The organism is Vibrio sp. 2096 (assembly GCF_033339595.1).
GTDB lineage: Bacteria > Pseudomonadota > Gammaproteobacteria > Enterobacterales > Vibrionaceae > Vibrio > Vibrio alginolyticus.
In genome coordinates this window covers 205,536-224,735 of sequence record NZ_JAWOUX010000001.1, presented here as the reverse complement: position 1 = coordinate 224,735, position 19,200 = coordinate 205,536, and the positions used below count along the sequence as shown (strand labels likewise).

Genomic DNA, 19,200 nt, shown 5'->3' with positions numbered 1-19,200 from the left:
TATTACGACAATGCAGCATAAAGCCAATCAGGGAGAACCATACAAGCAGCGATGGTCGCCACGGCGAACACCAACAGCCCATAATGGCTTGCGGTTGGCTTTGCAAAAAGATGTTTTTGATTATTGATAAAAATTTGTTGCTCGGCAGTCACAGCGCCCCAACGACGGCTCACTAACACACCAAACAAAAGGAAGACGAACGTACCAATTGGCGCGAACCACGGCCAAGCCACGTCGAGATACATTGCAGTAAACACCGCAATCACACTCATGATACTGCCAACGATCACGCCTTTCTCATTGGCTTTCGCCCAGAATAAACCAAGCACGAATGAACCCAGACGGATACCAACAAAGATAGAAGTCAGACTAGCGATGGTTTTGAGTACCGATTCATTCGATACAGCCAGAAGAGCTGGCACTACCACCATAGCCGCAGCGAGCAAACTCATCTTTCTTGCGACTTTTTCGTAGTGCTCATCATCGGCACTTTTGCGAACGAAACGCTTGTAGATATCGAACGTTGCGACGGTCGCCATTGAGTTGTAGGTCGAGTCCAGCGTCGACATTGCGGCCGCCGCCAATGCGGAAATGATCAAACCAACCACAATAGGGTTAGTGTGGTTGAATACAAAATCCAAAATCACTTCATTGCTGTTTTCAAACGATTGCTCTTGATAGAAAACACTCAAAAGAACACCGAGTACCGCGAAGAACAAGTACCCGAAAAACGCACCGTAACCACACAACAGCATCGACTTCTGCGCCGTCTTTTCACATCTCGTCGCTAACGTACGTTGGATGATCAATTGGTTGGTGCCGTACACACTCAAATGCAAAAAGCTCACGGCAACCACGCCAGCCCAGAGTGTGGTATCCACGCCCAAATCAAAGTCTAAGTTGATGATATTCAGGTGATCACGAGAAAGGTAATCTGCCGCATTAATCTCTGTCATTAGAATGGCAAAGATAGCGATGCTGCCTGCTACCAATACTGCAGATTGCAACATATCGGTCCAGATAACCGTGGAAATTCCGCCCGCATAGGTATAGCAAGCGGTGAAAATACTGATGTAGATAATGGCTTCAGAAATACTGATAGGCAGAACTTGCACTAAGATCAGCGCCACGGCATACAGAATCACACCCGCAGATATACATTGAACCACAATGAACACAATCGAGTTGATGGTTCTTGCATACACCCCAAAGCGGTGCTCAAGATATTCATAAATCGAAGTCAGACCCAGCTTATAAAAGACAGGCACAAAGAAAATAACAGTGAAAAAGATAACGATGGGATAGTTAAGGTGAATACTCATCGCTTCCATACCAGAGCTATAAACCCAACCAGGCATCCCTACAAACGTCATCGCACTAATGTAAGTCGCAAGTATCGAAACACCTGCCGTAAACCAGCCAAATTGCTTTCCACCCGTAGAAAAATCGCCACCATTGCTGTAGCGCTCATTCACTAAATAGCTGATTAATATGGTGATTAACACGTATAACGCAATCACCACAAAACTTGAGTACGTAACCATTTCAGGGTTTCCATAATTCTGGGTGCTAATTATTTGTGCTTGGATATTACTTTAAAAAAGCATATCTAAACGATAATCCCGCCATAAATGTGACTATAATCACCAATATAGACGGTTATATATTCAAAAATGCCAAAAAGACCGATTTAATGAGACTCCCATCACTAAAAACCACCAATTGGGTACGCATTCATTTTAAAATTGATATTGATCACGGATCTAATGACCTTAAAAAAACTATGATTCACCACGACACGAAATCGAAGATGATCCCAATAAGATCGTGTTCTTTAAGTTTGAATAGCAACAAATCCTAAGTGAAATAGAGGTTTATCGGTCATGAATGCCAAAAGACACATGAGCGAAGTTCCTATGATTCAAAGGGTAGCTGCCTATCTAGCGATACTGGTTGGTTACTTTTTCTATTGTTATAACTTTGTAATTATTGACTACGTACGCCCATACATCGTTGAAGCGTATGATGGTATTAGCCTGTCAGACACTGCCCAGTTCTATACATGGCAGTCGGTTGGTGCACTTATCGGTGCATTGAGCTGTGCTTGGTTCGCAACAAAATTTGGTAAGAAATCCACTCTTATTACCATCACAGCCCTAAACGGTGGCGCAACGATCATCAATATGATGTTCACCGACTACACAACATGGGCAGCAATGCGTTTCATCATTGGTTTGTCACTGGGTGGTTACTTCACCGTGGCAGTAAGCTTGATGATCGGCCTATTTACGCCAACAGTACGTGGTAAGTTGACGGCATTCGCGTCTTCTATGTTCTCTGTAGCACTGATGGTAATGGGTGCGTATGCAGCATTTATTGCAAGCATTGATGCACCATGGGAAAGCCTAATGCTTGTTGGTGGTATCCCACCATTGGCAGCCGCTGTGGTCATGATCTTTGTACTACCTAGCGACAGCAAAGTGATCGCTTACGGTGAAGAAGAGCAAGCAAAAGCAGAAGAATCAGATGCACCAGCGAAAAAAGGCTCTTGGGGCGAAATGCTAAGCAAGCCTTACCGTAAGATCACATTAACGTGTCTATTACTGGCTGGCCTTAACTTCTACGGTTTCCAATTCTTTGGTGGCTTCGTAACCACATACCTACGTGATGTACGTATGTTCGACGGTGCAACCATCGGTCTCATCTTCTCTATCTCAGCATTTGGTTCACTGTTTGGTGCGTGGTTCTGGGGTTGGGTAGCTGACAAGTTCGGTCGTAAGGTGAACGCATTTGGCTTCATCCTCGCGGGCATCATGGTTTCAATCTTCTTTGTTGCACCTGGCGACATGGTGATTGGCGGCCTAAACATGCTGGCTCTACTTGGTCTGATTTACAACTTCGGCCTGTCTTCTTCAGCGGTATGGGGTGGTTACTTCTCAGAACTGTTCCCAGCACACCTACGTAGCTACGGCGCGGCGCTATTCCACGGTGGTCGTATCCTCGGTATGTGGGCACCAATGGTACTTATCTTCATCCAAGAGCGTACCGACCTACAAACCGCAATGTGGGGTTCACCAATCGTATGGATCCTTGCTGGTCTTCTATGGCTATCACTGCCAGAGACACTAAAAGGCGGCGTGTTCGATAAGAGCAAAAAAGCCGAAGCAGCAAAAGCGTAACTGAATTTCAAAAACTCCGGCTGGCTCCCCGGCCGGATGAAAAAACTTAATTTCGAGTCCTGTTCCCAAAGCCGACTCGACAGCAAATAAGAGAGTTTATTATGTCTAAATATCAAGAAGCAAAACGCGTTGTACGTGAATACTTCAGCGCAATGGAAAACGCAACTCACGAGAACGTGGCAGAAGTACTAAAAGCACATACTTCAAAAGATTACCTATGGCGTGGTGTTTACCCATTCCGTGAGCAACAAGGCGCTCAAGCAGCGGCTGACGTTTTCTGGGCTCCTTTGATGAAATCAATGACTCGCATGCAGCGTCGTCAAGACATCTTCATCGGTGGTGAGAACGAAGTAACATCAGGTGAAATCTGGGTAATGAGCATGGGTCACTTCATGGGTCTATTCGACGCTGAATACCTAGGCATGCGCCCAACTGGCAAAATCATGAACATCCGTTACGCAGAGTTTAACTGTGTTGAAAACGGCAAGATCACTAAGACTGGCCTATTCCTAGACCTTCTAGGCGCGATGGACCAAGCGGGTTGTTACCCACTACCACCATCAACAGGTAAGCACTTCGTATACCCTGGTCCTCGTAACCACGACGGTCTACTGTTCGAAGACGCAGCACCAGAAGAAGGCGTAGCAACACTAGCACTAGTGAACAAGATGGTTGATGACCTATCTGCACTAAACGACAGCGGCGCTATGGGTTGCCCACCAGAAGTTCTTGAGAAGAGCTGGTCTAAAGACATGATCTGGTACGGTCCATGTGGTATCGGTGCGTCTTACACAATTCCTCGTTACCAACAACAGCACCAATTGCCGTTCCGTAACAACCTAAAAGACAAGAAGTTTAACGGCCACGTATGTCGTTTCGCAGAAGGTAACTTCTCTTGTTTCTTCGGCTGGCCAAACCTATCTAACACGCCAATCGGTGGTTTCCTAGGTATGACAGGTGGTGAAGTACGTGCAGACATGCAAGTGGTTGACGTTTACTACCGTGACGGCGACAAGCTATCTGAGAACTGGGTACTGATCGACCTTCCTTACTGGCTAAAACAGCAAGGTCTAGACGTGTTCGAGCGTACTCAACAGATCCTAAACCCTTCTCTATAAGAAGTCCTAGGGGCGGATTGTCAACCCGCCTTTATGTTGCCTGAATCCCCTCTCGGTTCAGGTGACATGCTCCCAACTCGTGCCTCAAGGATGGGGCACAACCTCAAGATAGAACCCTTATTCAAAACGGGCATGAACGCACGGTGGCTTTCTGCGCCCTGAATAATGAGATTGATGATGAAAAAGTCGACCCTTTCTGCAGTGATTTTAGCAGCGCTTACTTCTAGCTCAGCCTTTGCTGCACACACTTTTGTTAATGACGCTGGCGACAGCCTAACCATCGATGGCCGTTTCGATCTTCGCTACCAAGACCGTGGCGGTGATGACAACGGCGAATGGAACAGCGGCAGCTCACGTTTCGGTTTGAAAGGCCAAATGGGTCTGGATAACGGCTGGACTGGTTTCGGTCACGCGGAATGGGGCTACAACTCTGGCGCGAACGGCGACAACATTTACGACCGCTTGCTATACGCAGGTGTTGATCACGAAAAATACGGCAAGATTGCTGCAGGTACTAAGCAGTGGTCTACCTTCTACGACGTAGCATGGTACACCGATTTAGGTCGTGTATTCGGTACTCGTGGCTCAGGTGTTTACAACCTAGCTGACTGGGGTATCGCATCCGGTGCTGGTCGTGCAGAAAACTCAATTACGTACCGTAATTCAATCAATGAAAAAGTGAGCTACGGCTTTACTTACCAAACCACGCGTGAAGATGTTGCTCTAGCAGGCAATGCGACAGCCTCACTAAACAACGGCATGGGTGCGTCTATCACTTACAAACCCGTTGATGGCGTAACACTTGGTGCGGCTTACCATCAGAATGAAGTTGCGGATCTAGACGCAAGCGTGGTTGGCGTAGAAAACGGCGACAACATGCGCATCATGCTATTGGGCGCAAACTACAGCAACGGTGGCTTCTACGCGGGTGCGACTTTCCACGTTGGCGAAAACTGGGAAGCAGTGAGCCAAGGCGGTACGGACGTAATGTTCGATACCCTAGGTGGCGAAATCTACACTTACTACCACTTCGATAACGGCCTACGCCCAACGTTGAACTACAACTACATGGAAGATCGCGGTGACGAGACACAAGGCTACGAGCGTAACTTGCTGATTCCTGGTCTTGAATACCACTTCCAGAAGAACAAATTCCTAGTTTGGACTGAATACCAGTTCGACCTAGGTAAAGATCAGTACGATGGCAGCAAATTCGAAAACCGTGATGATCAATTCGCGGCAGGTATTCGCTACTACTTCTGATAATACTCATCGCTCACCACCTATACCCAAGTAACCTTAAGGTGGTGAGTGATGAAGTTCTTATCAACACTAAGCAAAGTTATCTTGAAGCCAAGTAGTCATCACTTCACTAATAATTAAAGGCTGCTCAAGCGTAGATAGATGCCCACACTCAGGGATAACATGAAGCGTGACGTTTGGGATGCATCTCTCCATAAGCAGATGATTGTCTAGCGGACAAAGCTTATCTTCTTTACCTGTTATCACCAACGTAGGAGCTTGAATGTCCGCCAATAAAGGTCGAGCATCCGGGCGAGTTGCTAACGCTTTAGCATGTGCTTCAAATGCCTCCAAACCTACATTGACCGCCATGCCTTCTATACGCTCAGTTAACGCTTTGTCTTGCAAACGGCTTGGATGAATCAGCACAGGCATCAGAGTGTCAGGCGTAATGCGTTCAAACTCACCATTTAATGCCTGACTAACCAGTGCATCACGCTTTTGTGTCACCTCTGGCTTTTCATCTGCTGCATTGGTATCCATGAGGATCAAGCCTTTGACTCTGTTTGGCGCTTGACGGTACACCTCAAAGGCAAGAATCCCACCCATTGATAGGCCACCCAAGACAAACTCCTGCGGTGCGTCTTGCAACACTTTCTGCGCCAGCTGTTCCATTGACGGCAATGAGGCCAGCGTCGGGCATGAAGGCTCAACCCAACTTGGCAACGCTCGGTTGACTTCCTCAAACAATGTGCCATCACAAAGTAGTCCGGGTAGCCAAACTAACGAGGTGGGTTGCGTCATTTTATTCTCCTGCCAGCGGCTTTGGTTGATCAGACCCAAGAATGCAATACGTCAAACTATTACCACGCAAGTTCGTCAGTGAGTATGACGCACCTTCTGGAACATTCAGCACATCACCGCGCGTTAAAACAACACTCGCTTGTTCGCCTTGATGCGTGAGGACCACTTCAGTATCGCCATCAAAGTTGATAAGCACTTGTTTTTCTTCTCGGCAGTGTTGAGGAATCGAGCCACCTTCAGAAAGCTCATAAGCCATGATGCTCACTTCATCTTCACTCTTTACTTGGAAGTCATAACTCGCCAAAGGATGACCCGTTAAGGCGTATTGTTTCACGTTGCTTCCGCCGAAATCGCCTTTGATTTCACGATAATCTTTTTGCAGAGCGACAAATGGCATCATCTCTTCTGCGGTGTAGGTATCGAAGGTCGCGAGCTCTTCTTCGGTAAGCAGCGGCATCAATTCTGATTCTTGTGGCACCGGGTCGCCATTAATGGTGTCCACGAGTGTGCCATCGGCTTTGAGGTATAAACCATAACCTTGACTGTCTTTAATAACGTTTGGATGCCAAATAACGCCGCCACCTGAATCGTCGCCGCCAAGTACCGAGAACATAAAGCCGTAATCGCGGCCAACCACTTCAAATCCACGGAAGAGATTGGTTGGAATCGAGATGACGTCACCGTGAGACAACACCGCCTCATGCTCTCCATCGTTCCCCCAATAAAAACGGAACTGACCTTTGAACACCAAGAAAAGCTCGGCGGTACGATGAGAGTGCAACGAATTTTTGATGCCCGGCGGTTGGCCTGCGGCACCAATGTTAAAGCCCGCCGTATCGCGAATATGAACATGCTGACGACTGCTCTCTGCCACCCCAGCACCGATAATGCAAAAGTTATCTTTGAGATCACTGCCTGGCGTGCGCGCATCAATAAACGCACTCGTACCCGGAATCAGTTCCATGTAGCGGACCAGGTTATTATTCATTTTAGATTGTAGAGTCATTGTAAATCCTTGTTGTCCTTGTTTGGACCTAGCCTTTGAATTGTTAGTTACAAACCTAAAGTTAGTTACAAACCTAAAGTGTGTTACAGACCTAAAGGTCGCCCACCATCAACCGCGATGGTATTGCCTGTCGAGAAGGTCAGAAGATCTGCCGCGGCGTACACGGCTTGAGCGACTTCTTCATCATTGGCTAAACGCTTAAGCGGTGTGGATTGTTCTTGTTGATTACGCCATGCGTCATCCAAGCCTTTGACAAACTCAGTGTCGACAAGCCCTGGAGCAACAGCCAAAACGCGAACCTCGGGAGACAGAGCGCGAGCTAAAGAACGGGTCATGTTCTCCGCGGCAGATTTACTTGCACAGTAAGCAATGTTGCTCCCCATCGCAGTCTGTGCCGCGATAGAAGTAATGTTCACCACACAACCATTGGCTTGCTTAAGCCAAGGCTCAAACGCTCGAACCATGGCAAAAGGCGCACGAACATTCACTTGGAATATTTGGTCAAACAGCTGGTCATCTAAGCTTTGCAAATCAGAGTGCGCGACGAATTTCGTCATCCCCGCACAGTTGACCAACAAATCCAGCTTGTCGCTTATTTCACTGACTTGATGTTTAAGCTGTTCAATCGCACTAGAATCTGCCACGTTCAATTTGAATGCTAGATGCTCGTTACGTGGCAGCGAGGAAAGCACATCCTCGGCCGCTTTATGATTACTGTTGTAAGTCAGAATTACGCGATATCCCGATTCAGCTAGCTTGCGACAAATGGCGGCACCCAGTCCGCCACTGCCGCCTGTGACTAAGGCAAGTTTCGACATATTACGCCTCTTCTACTTTGCCTTTGTAACGGCGCACACGAATATCCGCTTGCTCTTTGTGGCCAGCAAAACCTTCGAGTGCACACAAGCGAGAGCAATACTCACCGACTTTGAGGGACGCAGCTTCCGTTACACGCTGGTAAGTACAGGTTTTGATAAATTTACCTACCCAAAGACCACCGGTGTATCGCGCCGCTTTCTTCGTTGGCAGTGTATGGTTGGTACCAATACATTTATCGCCGTAAGAAACGTTGGTTTCACGACCTAGGAACAAGGCACCGTAGTTGGTCATGTTATCTAGGAAGTATTTAGGATCTTCCGTCATCACTTGAACGTGTTCAGAAGCGATATCGTCTGCCACTTCCACCATTTCTTCGTAGCTATCACACACAATCACTTGTCCGTAATCTGCCCACGCTTTACCCGCGACTTCAGCCGTTGGGAGAATGGTTAACTGACGTTCGATCTCTTTAATGGTTTCTTGCGCAAATGTTTCGCTATTGGTCAACAATACAGCGGGAGAGTTGTAACCATGCTCAGCCTGACCAAGCAAGTCTGCCGCTGCCAATTCCGGGTCACAGCCTTTCTCATCAGCAATGACCAAGGTTTCCGTTGGCCCTGCAAACAAATCGATACCAACGCGACCAAACAACTGACGTTTTGCCTCTGCCACAAATGCGTTACCCGGCCCTACAATCATATCGACTGGCGCAATAGTCTCTGTACCAAGAGCCATTGCACCTACCGCCTGAACACCACCAAAGCAATAGATTTCATCCGCACCCGCCATTGCCATCGCAGCGACAATCGCCACATTCGGCTGGCCATTAAACGGTGGCGCACAAGCAATAACACGTTTTACGCCCGCGACTTTCGCCGTCAGTACACTCATGTGAGCGGATGCAACCAATGGGTATTTTCCACCAGGGATGTAACAACCCACGCTGTTTACTGGAATATTTTTATGCCCCAGTACCACACCAGGCATGGTTTCTACTTCGACGTCTTTCATTGAGTCACGTTGAATTTGAGCAAAGTTTCGAACTTGTTGCTGAGCGAACTCGATATCATGACGAGTCGATTCATCAAGCGCATCCACACAGGCTTGGATTTGCTCTTCTGACAGGCGGAATTGCTCCGGCGACCAGTTATCAAACTTTTCAGACAACTCACGTACAGCGCTATCACCTTTCGATTCAATATCAGCAAGAATGTTTTCAACAATCTGACGCACTTTTGCGTCGTTTGATGCTGATGCTTCTTCAGTGATTCCGTTTTTTAAAATGCGTGCCATTGGGTTTCTCCTTGAACATTGAGGCTGACGAACGGTTATTTTTATGCTTTTGGATACGAATGCAAAATCAGATTAAACACTTAATTAACATTTGACAAGTTAAGTCAACAAACCACAAAAACATTCCTTAAGCCTTTGTATTTATTAGTTTAAACAAATAAAAGCAAGTAATAAGGACCTTAATTAAGTTTAATTTTTAATCAAAAATGAGTTTTAGATCACATCATTTTTACTCATCATTTACATTTCTACATGTTAGTTTTTGCATACCTTTGCAAAGGAGAGAATCATGAGCAATTTTAAACAACGTCTGAATCAAGAAACGATATTAGGTACATTTGTTAAAACCCCTCACCCTCACATTATCGAAGTATTGGCACTGGCAGAGTTGCCTTTTGTGGTACTGGATGCAGAGCACGCACCTTTCGATCGTTCCTCGCTTGATCTGTGCATCATGGCGGCCAGAGCGAATGACCTCGCGTGCGTGGTACGAGTACAAGACAGCGCCCCTTCAACCATTTTGAACGCGCTTGACTGTGGCGCGGCGGGTGTACAAATTCCCCATGTTTGTACTGCTGAGCAAGCGACGCAACTGGCGAAAATCTGCCATTACGGAGAAGGTGGCCGAGGGTATGCTGGTTCCAGTCGAGCAGCGCAATACGCCACTAAGCCCATGGTTGAACACTTAAAAGACAGCCGTGCGAATACGATTGTCATTGCACAAATTGAAGACCCTCAAGGGGTTGAAAATATTGAAGCGATTGCCAATGTTGAAGGAATTGATGCGCTCTTCATTGGCCAAGTTGATCTCACTGTCGCTTATGGTGCTGATAGCGTTCATGATGAGAAAGTCGCACAAGCAAGTATGCGAGTAATCGAAGCGGCCAGAGCCGCCAATAAACCTGTTGGCATGTTTGTCGCGACGGCTCAACAGGCTCGGGAATGGCGTGAACTCGGCGTTAGCTTCTTTTGTGTTGGGTCTGAACACAAAATGATCATTGATGGCTTCAAACAAGAGAGAAATGTGATGAATTCTTGAGTTTTCTCTGATATTTACGCCTTATCAATGTAATGCTCTAGACACAGAAATCCCCTAGCCCATACACTCAGCACGTATGAGCAGGTTCAATGGCCTTAAATAAGGAGTATCACCATTAAAGCGAAAGTAACTTCGATCGACGTCGCGAAGATGCTCGGCGTCTCTCAATCGACGGTATCTAGAGCATTCAGCCCGACTGCGAGTATTAGCGAGAAGAAACGCAAAATGGTGATGGATGCCGCAGCTAAGCTCGGATACACACCGAATGCCATCGCCCGAGGTCTGATTTCGAATCGTTCAGGCTTAGTGGCGATTGCGTTAGATAGCGAATCAAACCCAATGTACGACATGCAATCTCGTGCTTTGGCTGTCGAAATTCAAAAGCGAGGCGGACAAGTTGTGCTTTGCCCTATCGACAAGGACGACCTCGATCTCGCCATTTCACGCGCCATTGAATACCAAGTGGACGGACTCGTTATCGCCACCAGCCGTTTAACTTCACGCGCGTTTGCCCAATGCGAAAAGTTTGGCGTTCACTTAAGCTTGATCAACCGCTACGCCGAAGGCATTAATGCCAACAGCTCTGGTATTGATAACCGCTTGGCGGGCCAACAAGCAGCCGAGTATTTAACGCAGAAAGGCGCAAAACAGTGTGCTTACATCAGTGGCGATGCTGGCTCCATGACCAGTGAAGAGCGTTGGCTGGGTTTCTCTTCAAAGTTGCAAGAACTCGGCGCTCCATCACCAACGTTTATCCAAGCCAAGTACAGCTTTGAAGCAGGCTTAGAAGCAGCGAAAGCGATCTTGTCGCACACTAGCAAACCCGATGCAATTTTTTGTGCAAACGACATCCTCGCCATGGGTGTGATGGATGGCTTGCGACAAGCCGGAGCAAAGATCCCCCAAGACTTCTCTGTGATGGGTGTAGATAACATTCCGATGTCTGCATGGCCGAGTTATGATTTGACCACCATTGCTCAACCAGTCGACAAAATTGTTAAACGAGCGGTTGAAGACTTGATGAATCGAATCAACGGCAACCTGGATGCAACTGGCGAATACCTTTTCGAGCAAGGCACCTTGATCGAACGTAGTAGCACCATTTAATAAATCCATTTTTATTCATTCTTCATAAACAAAATGTCTTGCTTTCGAGTAAGGCATTTTCTGTGATCACGATTAAATTTTCACCAATCGTTATTTAATTCCTCATCAATTCATCAATCTTGTTATTGACTTGTTGCTTTAATGTTTTATTTTGGATTCGTATGCAAAATGGATATGAATTGCTCAACTAATTTATAAAAACATAAAAAGTTGTGTGACTTGCCGACGAATGCCCATGGCAGGTCATACCAGAAACAAGGAAGAACGATGAAGAAAGCAATCCTTACTTCACTTACCGCACTGGGGCTTGCACTTAGCAGTATGAATACGTTTGCAACCAGTGTTATTCGTCTTGCTCATGACAGTCAAGAAACCTCTCCCGTACACAAAGCAATGCTCTATTTCGAACAAGAAGTGGAAGCTCGCTCAAACGGTGAGATAGAAGTTGAAATCTATCCGGCGAGACAACTAGGCGATGTGCGTGAGACGACTGAACTCGTACAGCAAGGCAACTTACAAATGACGTTTGGTGCGTCAGTTTTACTCTCTCCCTACGTCCCAGAGTTTAACGTGCTCGACGTGTTCTACCTTTTTGATAGCGAAGAGCAAGCACACAAAGCGCTCGACAGTGAGAAGATCGGACAACCATTGTTGAATGCTATGGAATCAAAAGGCTTTCATGGACTTGGCTTTATGGAGGTCGGCTTTCGTAGCGTGACCAACAACAAACAGCCAATTGATAGTATTGAGGACCTGAAAGGGCTAAAGATTCGCTCGGCATCTAACCCCACTCAAATAAGCGCGTGGAAATCTATTGGTACTGCGCCAACACCTCTGTCTTGGGGAGAAATTTTCACCTCGTTACAACAAGGCCTGATTAACGCTCAAGAAAGTGCTATCTACTCTATTTATGCCGAACGTTTTTACGAGGCACAAAAGTACCTCTCTTTAACTAACCATATATACACCAACTACGTGTTGTTCATGAACAAATCGTTTTGGGATTCACTGCCGGCCGCACAACAAGCGCTGATCAGTGAAGTAAGCAAAGAAACCATCGCAAAACAGCGTGAGCTCGCCGCTAAGCAAAACCAAGAAGTAATCAAAGAGCTCGAAGCAAAAGGCATGACGGTTAACATCGTCCCAGACGAGGTACGCAGCATCATGAAAGAAAAAATGAATGCAGCCGTGTACCAAGATCTGCGTAGCAAGACAGGTGAAGACTTGTTTGACAACGTGATTGCCGAGATAGAACGCCTATAACTCCCACTCTTTTGCACGATCTGGCAACAGGTCGTGCTTTCTCGTTTTGGAGGTGAACATGAAGTGGTTTCGCTTACTAGACAAATACCTAGAACCAACCCTTATCGTTATCGCGATCTCAACGATGACAACTTTACTGTGCTTGCAAATCGCCCTACGCCTGTTCGATGCAACGATCGCGTGGGCTGAAGAGCTGGCTCGTTATTTATTCGTATGGGCGATGTACCTGAGCATCAGCTACTGTATCCGAGATGATCGACACATCCGCATTCGTGTGTTCATCGATAAACTTCCGGGCAATTGGACGCAATTCAGTTTGATTGTCTCTGATCTTATCTACCTTGCCTTTAGTGCCACTGTCGCCTGGTTTGGATTTAAGGTTATAAACCGCAGCCTGCAACTCGGTCAGATTGCACCCGCAATGGAAATTCCTATTGCGTGTTTGTATGCCTCTGTTTTAGTTTGCGCACTATTAAGCTGCGCGCGCCTAGTGACAAGCATTTATCAACGTGTGAACGCGTGCTCCACCAGCAATGAACGAGTTCGCTTTTCTCGCCAACGCTATCGCCATATCAAAGCAAAGTATCGTACTTCTAACCGACTATTGGAGTTTAACGCATGACGTCTGCACTTTTGTTTGGCAGCTTTGGTCTGCTTCTGCTCATTGGCGTTCCGGTCGGTATTGCTCTGGCGGCAGCCAGTATGGTCGCGATATTAAGCCTGCCATTCCTTAACATCGAGTTTTTAGTACAAGGCTTGGTGACAGGGCTCGACTCCTTCCCTCTCCTCGCCGTCGTTCTTTTTACCTTAGCAGGTAACCTTATGAGCCAAGGAGGGATCTCAAAACGATTATTGCATGTGGCGGAGGTCTTCTTTGGCCACTTTACTGGCGGGCTTGGTATCGTGGCCATTGTGGCGTGTATGTTCTTCGCATCCATCTCTGGTACAGGGTCTGCCACTGTTGCCGCTATCGGCCTGACGATGATTCCTTCGATGGTGAAGAAAGGCTACGACCGCAGCTTTGCAGGTGCTTTAATCGCGTCCTCCGGCGGAATTGGCGTCATTATTCCACCCTCTGTGGTGATGATCGTCTACGCGATCACTGCTGAAGTCTCCGTCACTAAGATGTTCATGGCGGGAATCATTCCTGGCTTGGTCGTCGGTATGGTATTGATCGGCTATTGTCTAATTGTGTCAAAAATGCGGGGCTACACAGGTAACGAGCGCAAAGCGACCTGGGCAGAGCGTCTTGATGCGCTAAAAGAAGCCAGTTGGGCAATGCTACTCCCCGTGATCATTCTCGGCGGTATCTATTCTGGTATCTTCACGCCTACCGAATCAGCCGCCATCGGAGTTCTCTATGGCTTATTCTTTGGCATGTTTGTTTATAAAGAACTCAAACCAGCGCAAGTGGTGAAAATCATTCTAGAGTCGTCACTGTTAGTTGGCGCTGTGCTCGTCATTGTGGGTGCGTCCGTGACGTTTGGCCGCATATTGACCCTAGAACGTCTGCCGACTGAAATTGCTCAGTTCATTCTATCGATTACCGAAAACAAACTTCTGATACTGCTTTGCATCAATGTCCTGTTGTTGCTCGTCGGTACCTTTATGGAAACGCTGGCGGCCATTGTTATTCTCACGCCAATTCTGCTACCCATAACGTCAGCACTCGGCATGGACCCCGTTCATTTTGGTATCGTGATGATCGTGAACTTGGCCATTGGCTTTGTTACGCCTCCTTTAGGTGCCAACTTGTTTATGGCAAGTCAGGTAGGCAAAGTACCGATAGAGTCGCTCTCTAAAGCCATTATGGGCTGGATTGGGGCAATGATAGTGGCCTTGATGTTGATTACCTTCATCCCTGCCATCTCGCTATCGTTACCTGCGCTTTTATCCTGATCGTTGCACTCATAGAGCGCTTATGACTGTTATAGCCACTAGATAAACACCTTTCTAGTGGCTTATTCGTTATTTACTTCCGATTTAATAAAAAAGCCTTTAAGCATTCGTATGCAAAAGGAAAATTTGAAAGATATAAGGATAATTGACACCAAAATAGCTGAATATTAGCGATAAAGTCTATTTGGGTGCCTTGATCTGCATGATTATCAGTTTTGGCTTAATCATTTGTTTCCATTCAAACAGATAAAAATAAATTAAGCGATTAAAAAACAATAAGATATTAGGAAATTCATACAAAAAACTTTGACCTCCTTTCTTATTAACACGTCTCGATAAGAGATAGCTTCCATCTCTCCTGTACTTTTTTAGTTTGTTTTCCGCTCAATTGTTAAAAGTCTGATCATCAGCACGCTATTTAAACAATCAAAAAACAATCCGTTGACAAAATGGCAACATGATATATTTTGAATACGTAATCAAAACATAATTATTCAATTACGGAGGTGATTTATGGCCATGGTTGGCTTCGATGAAAAGTGGCGTGATTTTCCCGACTACATTCTTGGTATCACAAAAGAGATTTGGGAAGACCGAGGTTTAAACACCTTAGAACACTACTACTCTCCCGACATTGTTGTGCGTACTCCACTCTCTATCGTTCAAGGAAACGAAGGGGTGATCAGTGCAACAATGGCGACACTGGCCGAGTTTCCCGATCGCACGCTATATGGCGAAGACGTCATTTGGTCAGGCACCCCGGAACAAGGCATGCTTTCTTCTCATCGAATCATCTCTACTGCAACACACAGTGGCAACGGCTTCTACGGGCAAGCCTCGAACCGCAAACTTCGTTTCCGTATTATCGCAGATTGCCACGCTATCAATAACCAAATCAATGACGAATGGTTGGTTCGCGATCAAGCCGATATCGCGAACCAACTGGGCATGACGTCAGAAGAGTTTGCACGCCAACAAATCGAATTTGAAGGTGGCGTGGAATCAAGCCCATTTCCGTTCACACCTGAAGTCGACATTCCTGGACCTTATTTGGGCGTAGGCAACGACAACGAATATGGTCATCGATATGAAGCAATTCTCAGAAGCCTTATGAATGCCGAGTTCTCAATAGTACCGAAAGAGTACGACCGCGCTTGCATCGGCGAATACACTGGCGGTCAAACTGCCCTATCACACTCGGAAGTCGATCATTTTTGGATGGCACTTCGTGCGTCTTTCCCAAATGCTCAATTTACCGTTCACCATCGTATTGGCCGAGATGACGACATGATGTCACCACGCGCGGCAATTCGATGGTCTTTGCACGGTAAGCATGAGGGATATGGGATGTTTGGTAAGCCTTCAGGAAAAGAGGTTTACATCATGGGGATCAGCCACGCTGAGTTTGGCCCTTGGGGTCTTCGTCGCGAATTCACTTTGTTTGACGAGACCGCAATCTGGAAGCAAATCCTGCTTCAGCAAGGCTAACGGCTGACTAAACACTATTTATTAAAATCACGGACAGTAAGGAAGCAACATGTCACTCAACATCATCGAACAGTTCTACCAGAACTACTTCAAAGCCGCAGACATCGAGCAAAAACAGGCCGCTCTGCAAACTTTGAACCCTGACGTAAAATGGTGCGTGGCGCACCCTGTGAACGATCTTAATGGCCCAGATGCAACCCACGAATCTTTCCTCTCACCACTTGTTAATGCTTTGCCTGACGCCGAGCGCCGACCAATAATTGTTATGCACGGCGAATACGAAGGCCGCACTTGGTACAACTCTACCGGCTACTTTATCGGTACATTTGAACAACCACTGTTTGGCATCCCAGCAACAGGGAAAACACTCTACTTGCGTTACACCGAAATGGTGTGTGTGGAGAACGACCAAATCACCGAATCTTACATGATCCCAGACTTCATCGACGCGATGAATCAAGCAGGCTGCAACCCTCTTCGTAAAAGCTTAGGTCACGATGGCTTGGTTCCTTCTCCTGCAACTTCTAACGGTATTCAACAATCTGTTGTGTCTTTGGAAGAAAGTGAAAAGAGCGCCCAGCTGGTTGAAGATATGCTGTCTTGCTTGGGTCGTTTTGATGGCAAAGATCTTTTCTCGATGGATTTAGAAAACTACTGGCACAATGACTTTATGTGGTACGGCCCTGCTGGTATTGGTACTACGCGCGGTATCAAAGGTTTCCGTAACCACCATCAAGCGCCATTTGTGTTTGCCTTCCCTGACCGAAGTGTCGATATTGAGGTCAATTTTTTGGCCAAAAATGACTACGTATCCACAGGTGGTTGGCCACATATGCATGGTACTCACACTGGTCACAGTGGCTGGCTCGGTCTCGCCCCGACAGGAAAACACATCGAACTTCGCGTTATGGACATTTGGCGACGCGAAGGCGATTTACTGAAAGAAAACTGGGTGGCGATCGACATCGTTCATATCCTGCTGCAACTTGGCTATGACGTGTTTGCACAAATGAAAGAACAGTTAGAAGGACCTAATTATGCATGAGTTTGGCGCACTTAACTGGAGCATCCTTGGGGGATACATAGCCCTAACGCTAGTATTGGGTGCGGTGATTGGTAAGCGAGTAACTTCAGCTAGCCAATTCGCTTTGGGTGATAAGAGCATCCCTTGGTGGGCGATCGGTATTTCTGTCGTTTGTACTTACGTGAGTGCCATGTCTTTCCTTGGTGGGCCAGCTTGGTCTTACAAAGAAGGCCTGTCGGTTATCGCGATTCACCTCAATTATCCGCTGGTGATCTTCTTCATCGTGGCTGTGTTTATGCCGTTTTTCTACAACAACGGTTTAACCTCTATCTACGAGTATCAAGAACGACGCTTCGGCAAGGCTTCACGACTGACTTTGTCGTTTATCTTCCTTATCAAACAAGCATTGAGCTCGGCAGCCGTACTCTACGCGACAGCAATGATTTTAGAGTTCATTACTGGTATCGACGTGATGTACTGCATCATGATCGTCACTGCAATTGCCCTTATCTACACCGTAATGGGCGGTATCGCGGCTGTCATTTGGACCGATGTGATTCAAGCAGTAATCTTATTTATTGGCGCATTCATCATCATTGAAGCCGTTTGGAATGGCATGCCTGCTCCAATGACGGAGGTCATGGCAGAACTCAAAGCGAAAGGAATGACCGATGCCCTACAAACAAGTTTTGACCTAAGCCAAGTAACGACTGTATGGGCCGGCGTTATCGCAATGACGATGTTCCACACCACCGTGTATGGCGGTAACCAGATGATGGTACAACGTTGTATGGCCGCGAAAAACATGGGCGATGCGAAAAAGGCAATGTTGATGATGGGCTACGTGGCCTTCTTTATTTACTTTGTCTTTATCTTGCTTGGCGTCCTATTCAACGCTTATTACGACGGTAAAGAGTTTGAAAACGGCAACACCATCATTCTTCATTATGCGAGTGAATATGGAATGCCAGGCTTGATGGGCATCATTGCCGCTGCGATTCTGGCGGCAAGTATGTCGAGTCTCGATTCCGCATTTAACTCAATGGCGACCGTTTCTGTGGCTGACTTTTACAAACGCTTCTACAAGCAAAACGAGTCGGAAGAGCATTACTTAAAGGTATCGCGTTTCTTCACGGTGGCGTGGGCGATTTTGGTCATCATTCCAGCGATCATGTTTGCCACCAGCACAGGCTCGGTACTGGAAGTGCTGAGTAAGGCAGGCTCTTACTTTGTCGGTGCGAGCTTCTGTATGTTCGTCCTTGGTTTCTACTCAAAACACATTACGGAAAAAGGCTTGTTAATTGGCGTTGCTGCTAGCTTCTTGGTGATTTGGTATGTAGCCGTTGCGACCGATATTGCGTGGCCTTGGTATTGCGTGATTGGCGTCCTTGTGAATGCCGTTGTCGCTTACATTGCTAGCCTTCTCCTGACGGGTAAACAAGATGAAATGCATCTTTACACAGTGAAAGGCCAGCAAGCGGAATATGCTCGTCTAAATAAACCAATCAAGGAAGATGGTTGGTATGTCGTTCCCGGCAAAATCGATGCTCCATGTTATGGCTTACTAGTGATGTTTGTATTCTCGATCGTGATGCTTTGGGGGATCAACGCGTTTACCGACAACGCTCCTATGCTGATTAACTTTATGCGTGGCTGCTCTATTCTTGTCGCTACCGCTTGCATCGGATACATGGGGTATTCACTCCTCTCCCCAAAACGTAAAGTTGCAGTCAAACAAGCAAATTAATGTTCTTTACGCAGATACTGTACGTCCAACAAACGGACAGTATCTACGCTCTAGATCTAGTGCTAGCTCAAAGCAAACCAAATGGGTTAACCCACATTTTGCTTTTTAACACTCCAAAGCCATTATTCTACTTAGGATACCCCGTCAGAACATTTATGAATACGTACCTATT

At 46.7% G+C, this 19,200-nt stretch carries 16 protein-coding genes; 11 read left to right on the top strand and 5 right to left on the bottom strand.

Annotated elements, in window-relative coordinates:
- Positions 1 to 2: 2 nt before the first annotated feature.
- On the bottom strand, positions 3 to 1,544 hold the full coding sequence (locus R7Q41_RS01040; protein ID WP_318144310.1) for a sodium:solute symporter: 1,542 nt from the start codon (positions 1,542 to 1,544) through the stop codon (positions 3 to 5).
- Positions 1,545 to 1,883: 339 nt separating this feature from the next.
- Here R7Q41_RS01040 and R7Q41_RS01035 point away from each other — a divergent pair, with 339 nt between their 5' ends.
- The 3 genes from R7Q41_RS01035 (at position 1,884) to R7Q41_RS01025 (ending at position 5,560) form a co-directional block, all read left to right on the top strand.
- Entirely contained in the window at positions 1,884 to 3,179 is a 1,296-nt protein-coding gene (locus R7Q41_RS01035; RefSeq protein ID WP_005374774.1) for an MFS transporter, read from the top strand.
- A 101-nt stretch (positions 3,180 to 3,280) separates the two neighbouring features.
- Entirely contained in the window at positions 3,281 to 4,297 is a 1,017-nt protein-coding gene (locus tag R7Q41_RS01030; protein WP_053350178.1) for a nuclear transport factor 2 family protein, read from the top strand.
- Positions 4,298 to 4,474: 177 nt separating this feature from the next.
- Positions 4,475 to 5,560, top strand: coding sequence for a porin (locus R7Q41_RS01025; protein ID WP_318144353.1), 1,086 nt, complete (start codon positions 4,475 to 4,477; stop codon positions 5,558 to 5,560).
- Between the two features lie 69 nt (positions 5,561 to 5,629).
- Here R7Q41_RS01025 and R7Q41_RS01020 read toward each other — a convergent pair whose 3' ends face one another.
- The 4 genes from R7Q41_RS01020 to hisD form a co-directional block, all read right to left on the bottom strand.
- The gene (locus R7Q41_RS01020) at positions 5,630 to 6,343 is read right to left on the bottom strand and encodes an alpha/beta fold hydrolase (protein WP_064369576.1); all 714 of its coding nucleotides are present in this window, start codon (positions 6,341 to 6,343) and stop codon (positions 5,630 to 5,632) included.
- A 1-nt stretch (position 6,344) separates the two neighbouring features.
- Positions 6,345 to 7,349 (bottom strand): cupin, encoded by a 1,005-nt coding sequence (locus R7Q41_RS01015; RefSeq protein ID WP_005374765.1) that lies wholly within the window; start codon positions 7,347 to 7,349, stop codon positions 6,345 to 6,347.
- Between the two features lie 83 nt (positions 7,350 to 7,432).
- Entirely contained in the window at positions 7,433 to 8,167 is a 735-nt protein-coding gene (locus R7Q41_RS01010; protein WP_053303921.1) for an SDR family NAD(P)-dependent oxidoreductase, read from the bottom strand.
- A gap of 1 nt (position 8,168) precedes the next feature.
- Positions 8,169 to 9,461, bottom strand: coding sequence for a histidinol dehydrogenase (gene hisD, locus R7Q41_RS01005; RefSeq protein WP_005374756.1), 1,293 nt, complete (start codon positions 9,459 to 9,461; stop codon positions 8,169 to 8,171).
- A 289-nt stretch (positions 9,462 to 9,750) separates the two neighbouring features.
- Between hisD and R7Q41_RS01000 the strand changes: the two genes are divergently transcribed.
- From R7Q41_RS01000 to R7Q41_RS00965, 8 genes are all read left to right on the top strand, one after another.
- Positions 9,751 to 10,500: an HpcH/HpaI aldolase family protein gene (locus R7Q41_RS01000; protein ID WP_213969249.1), complete on the top strand. Its 750-nt coding sequence runs from the start codon at positions 9,751 to 9,753 to the stop codon at positions 10,498 to 10,500.
- Positions 10,501 to 10,650: 150 nt separating this feature from the next.
- On the top strand, positions 10,651 to 11,607 hold the full coding sequence (locus R7Q41_RS00995) for a LacI family DNA-binding transcriptional regulator (protein ID WP_005374746.1): 957 nt from the start codon (positions 10,651 to 10,653) through the stop codon (positions 11,605 to 11,607).
- Between the two features lie 267 nt (positions 11,608 to 11,874).
- Complete coding sequence (locus R7Q41_RS00990; protein WP_213969248.1) at positions 11,875 to 12,870, top strand: TRAP transporter substrate-binding protein; 996 nt, start codon at positions 11,875 to 11,877, stop codon at positions 12,868 to 12,870.
- A gap of 58 nt (positions 12,871 to 12,928) precedes the next feature.
- Positions 12,929 to 13,492: a TRAP transporter small permease gene (locus R7Q41_RS00985; RefSeq protein ID WP_025768663.1), complete on the top strand. Its 564-nt coding sequence runs from the start codon at positions 12,929 to 12,931 to the stop codon at positions 13,490 to 13,492.
- On the top strand, positions 13,489 to 14,769 hold the full coding sequence (locus R7Q41_RS00980) for a TRAP transporter large permease (RefSeq protein ID WP_041059739.1): 1,281 nt from the start codon (positions 13,489 to 13,491) through the stop codon (positions 14,767 to 14,769). The genes R7Q41_RS00985 and R7Q41_RS00980 overlap by 4 nt, the downstream gene beginning before the upstream one ends.
- Positions 14,770 to 15,282: 513 nt before the next feature.
- Positions 15,283 to 16,257, top strand: a complete 975-nt coding sequence (locus tag R7Q41_RS00975) for an ester cyclase (RefSeq protein ID WP_064376319.1) — start codon at positions 15,283 to 15,285, stop codon at positions 16,255 to 16,257.
- Positions 16,258 to 16,306: 49 nt separating this feature from the next.
- Positions 16,307 to 17,302 carry an ester cyclase gene (locus R7Q41_RS00970; RefSeq protein ID WP_017634491.1) on the top strand — a complete coding sequence of 332 codons (996 nt, stop codon included), beginning with the start codon at positions 16,307 to 16,309 and terminating at the stop codon, positions 17,300 to 17,302.
- Positions 17,295 to 19,028 (top strand): sodium:solute symporter family transporter, encoded by a 1,734-nt coding sequence (locus tag R7Q41_RS00965; protein WP_005374733.1) that lies wholly within the window; start codon positions 17,295 to 17,297, stop codon positions 19,026 to 19,028. Before R7Q41_RS00970 ends, R7Q41_RS00965 begins: the two co-directional genes overlap by 8 nt.
- Positions 19,029 to 19,200 lie beyond the last annotated feature (172 nt).

Coding starts and splice junctions, on each gene's coding strand:
- R7Q41_RS01040 (WP_318144310.1), bottom strand. CDS start 1,544: ATGGTTACGTACTCAAGTTTTGTGGTGATTGCGTTATACGTGTTAATC.
- R7Q41_RS01035 (WP_005374774.1), top strand. CDS start 1,884: ATGAATGCCAAAAGACACATGAGCGAAGTTCCTATGATTCAAAGGGTA.
- R7Q41_RS01030 (WP_053350178.1), top strand. CDS start 3,281: ATGTCTAAATATCAAGAAGCAAAACGCGTTGTACGTGAATACTTCAGC.
- R7Q41_RS01025 (WP_318144353.1), top strand. CDS start 4,475: ATGAAAAAGTCGACCCTTTCTGCAGTGATTTTAGCAGCGCTTACTTCT.
- R7Q41_RS01020 (WP_064369576.1), bottom strand. CDS start 6,343: ATGACGCAACCCACCTCGTTAGTTTGGCTACCCGGACTACTTTGTGAT.
- R7Q41_RS01015 (WP_005374765.1), bottom strand. CDS start 7,349: ATGACTCTACAATCTAAAATGAATAATAACCTGGTCCGCTACATGGAA.
- R7Q41_RS01010 (WP_053303921.1), bottom strand. CDS start 8,167: ATGTCGAAACTTGCCTTAGTCACAGGCGGCAGTGGCGGACTGGGTGCC.
- hisD (WP_005374756.1), bottom strand. CDS start 9,461: ATGGCACGCATTTTAAAAAACGGAATCACTGAAGAAGCATCAGCATCA.
- R7Q41_RS01000 (WP_213969249.1), top strand. CDS start 9,751: ATGAGCAATTTTAAACAACGTCTGAATCAAGAAACGATATTAGGTACA.
- R7Q41_RS00995 (WP_005374746.1), top strand. CDS start 10,651: ATGCTCGGCGTCTCTCAATCGACGGTATCTAGAGCATTCAGCCCGACT.
- R7Q41_RS00990 (WP_213969248.1), top strand. CDS start 11,875: ATGAAGAAAGCAATCCTTACTTCACTTACCGCACTGGGGCTTGCACTT.
- R7Q41_RS00985 (WP_025768663.1), top strand. CDS start 12,929: ATGAAGTGGTTTCGCTTACTAGACAAATACCTAGAACCAACCCTTATC.
- R7Q41_RS00980 (WP_041059739.1), top strand. CDS start 13,489: ATGACGTCTGCACTTTTGTTTGGCAGCTTTGGTCTGCTTCTGCTCATT.
- R7Q41_RS00975 (WP_064376319.1), top strand. CDS start 15,283: ATGGCCATGGTTGGCTTCGATGAAAAGTGGCGTGATTTTCCCGACTAC.
- R7Q41_RS00970 (WP_017634491.1), top strand. CDS start 16,307: ATGTCACTCAACATCATCGAACAGTTCTACCAGAACTACTTCAAAGCC.
- R7Q41_RS00965 (WP_005374733.1), top strand. CDS start 17,295: ATGCATGAGTTTGGCGCACTTAACTGGAGCATCCTTGGGGGATACATA.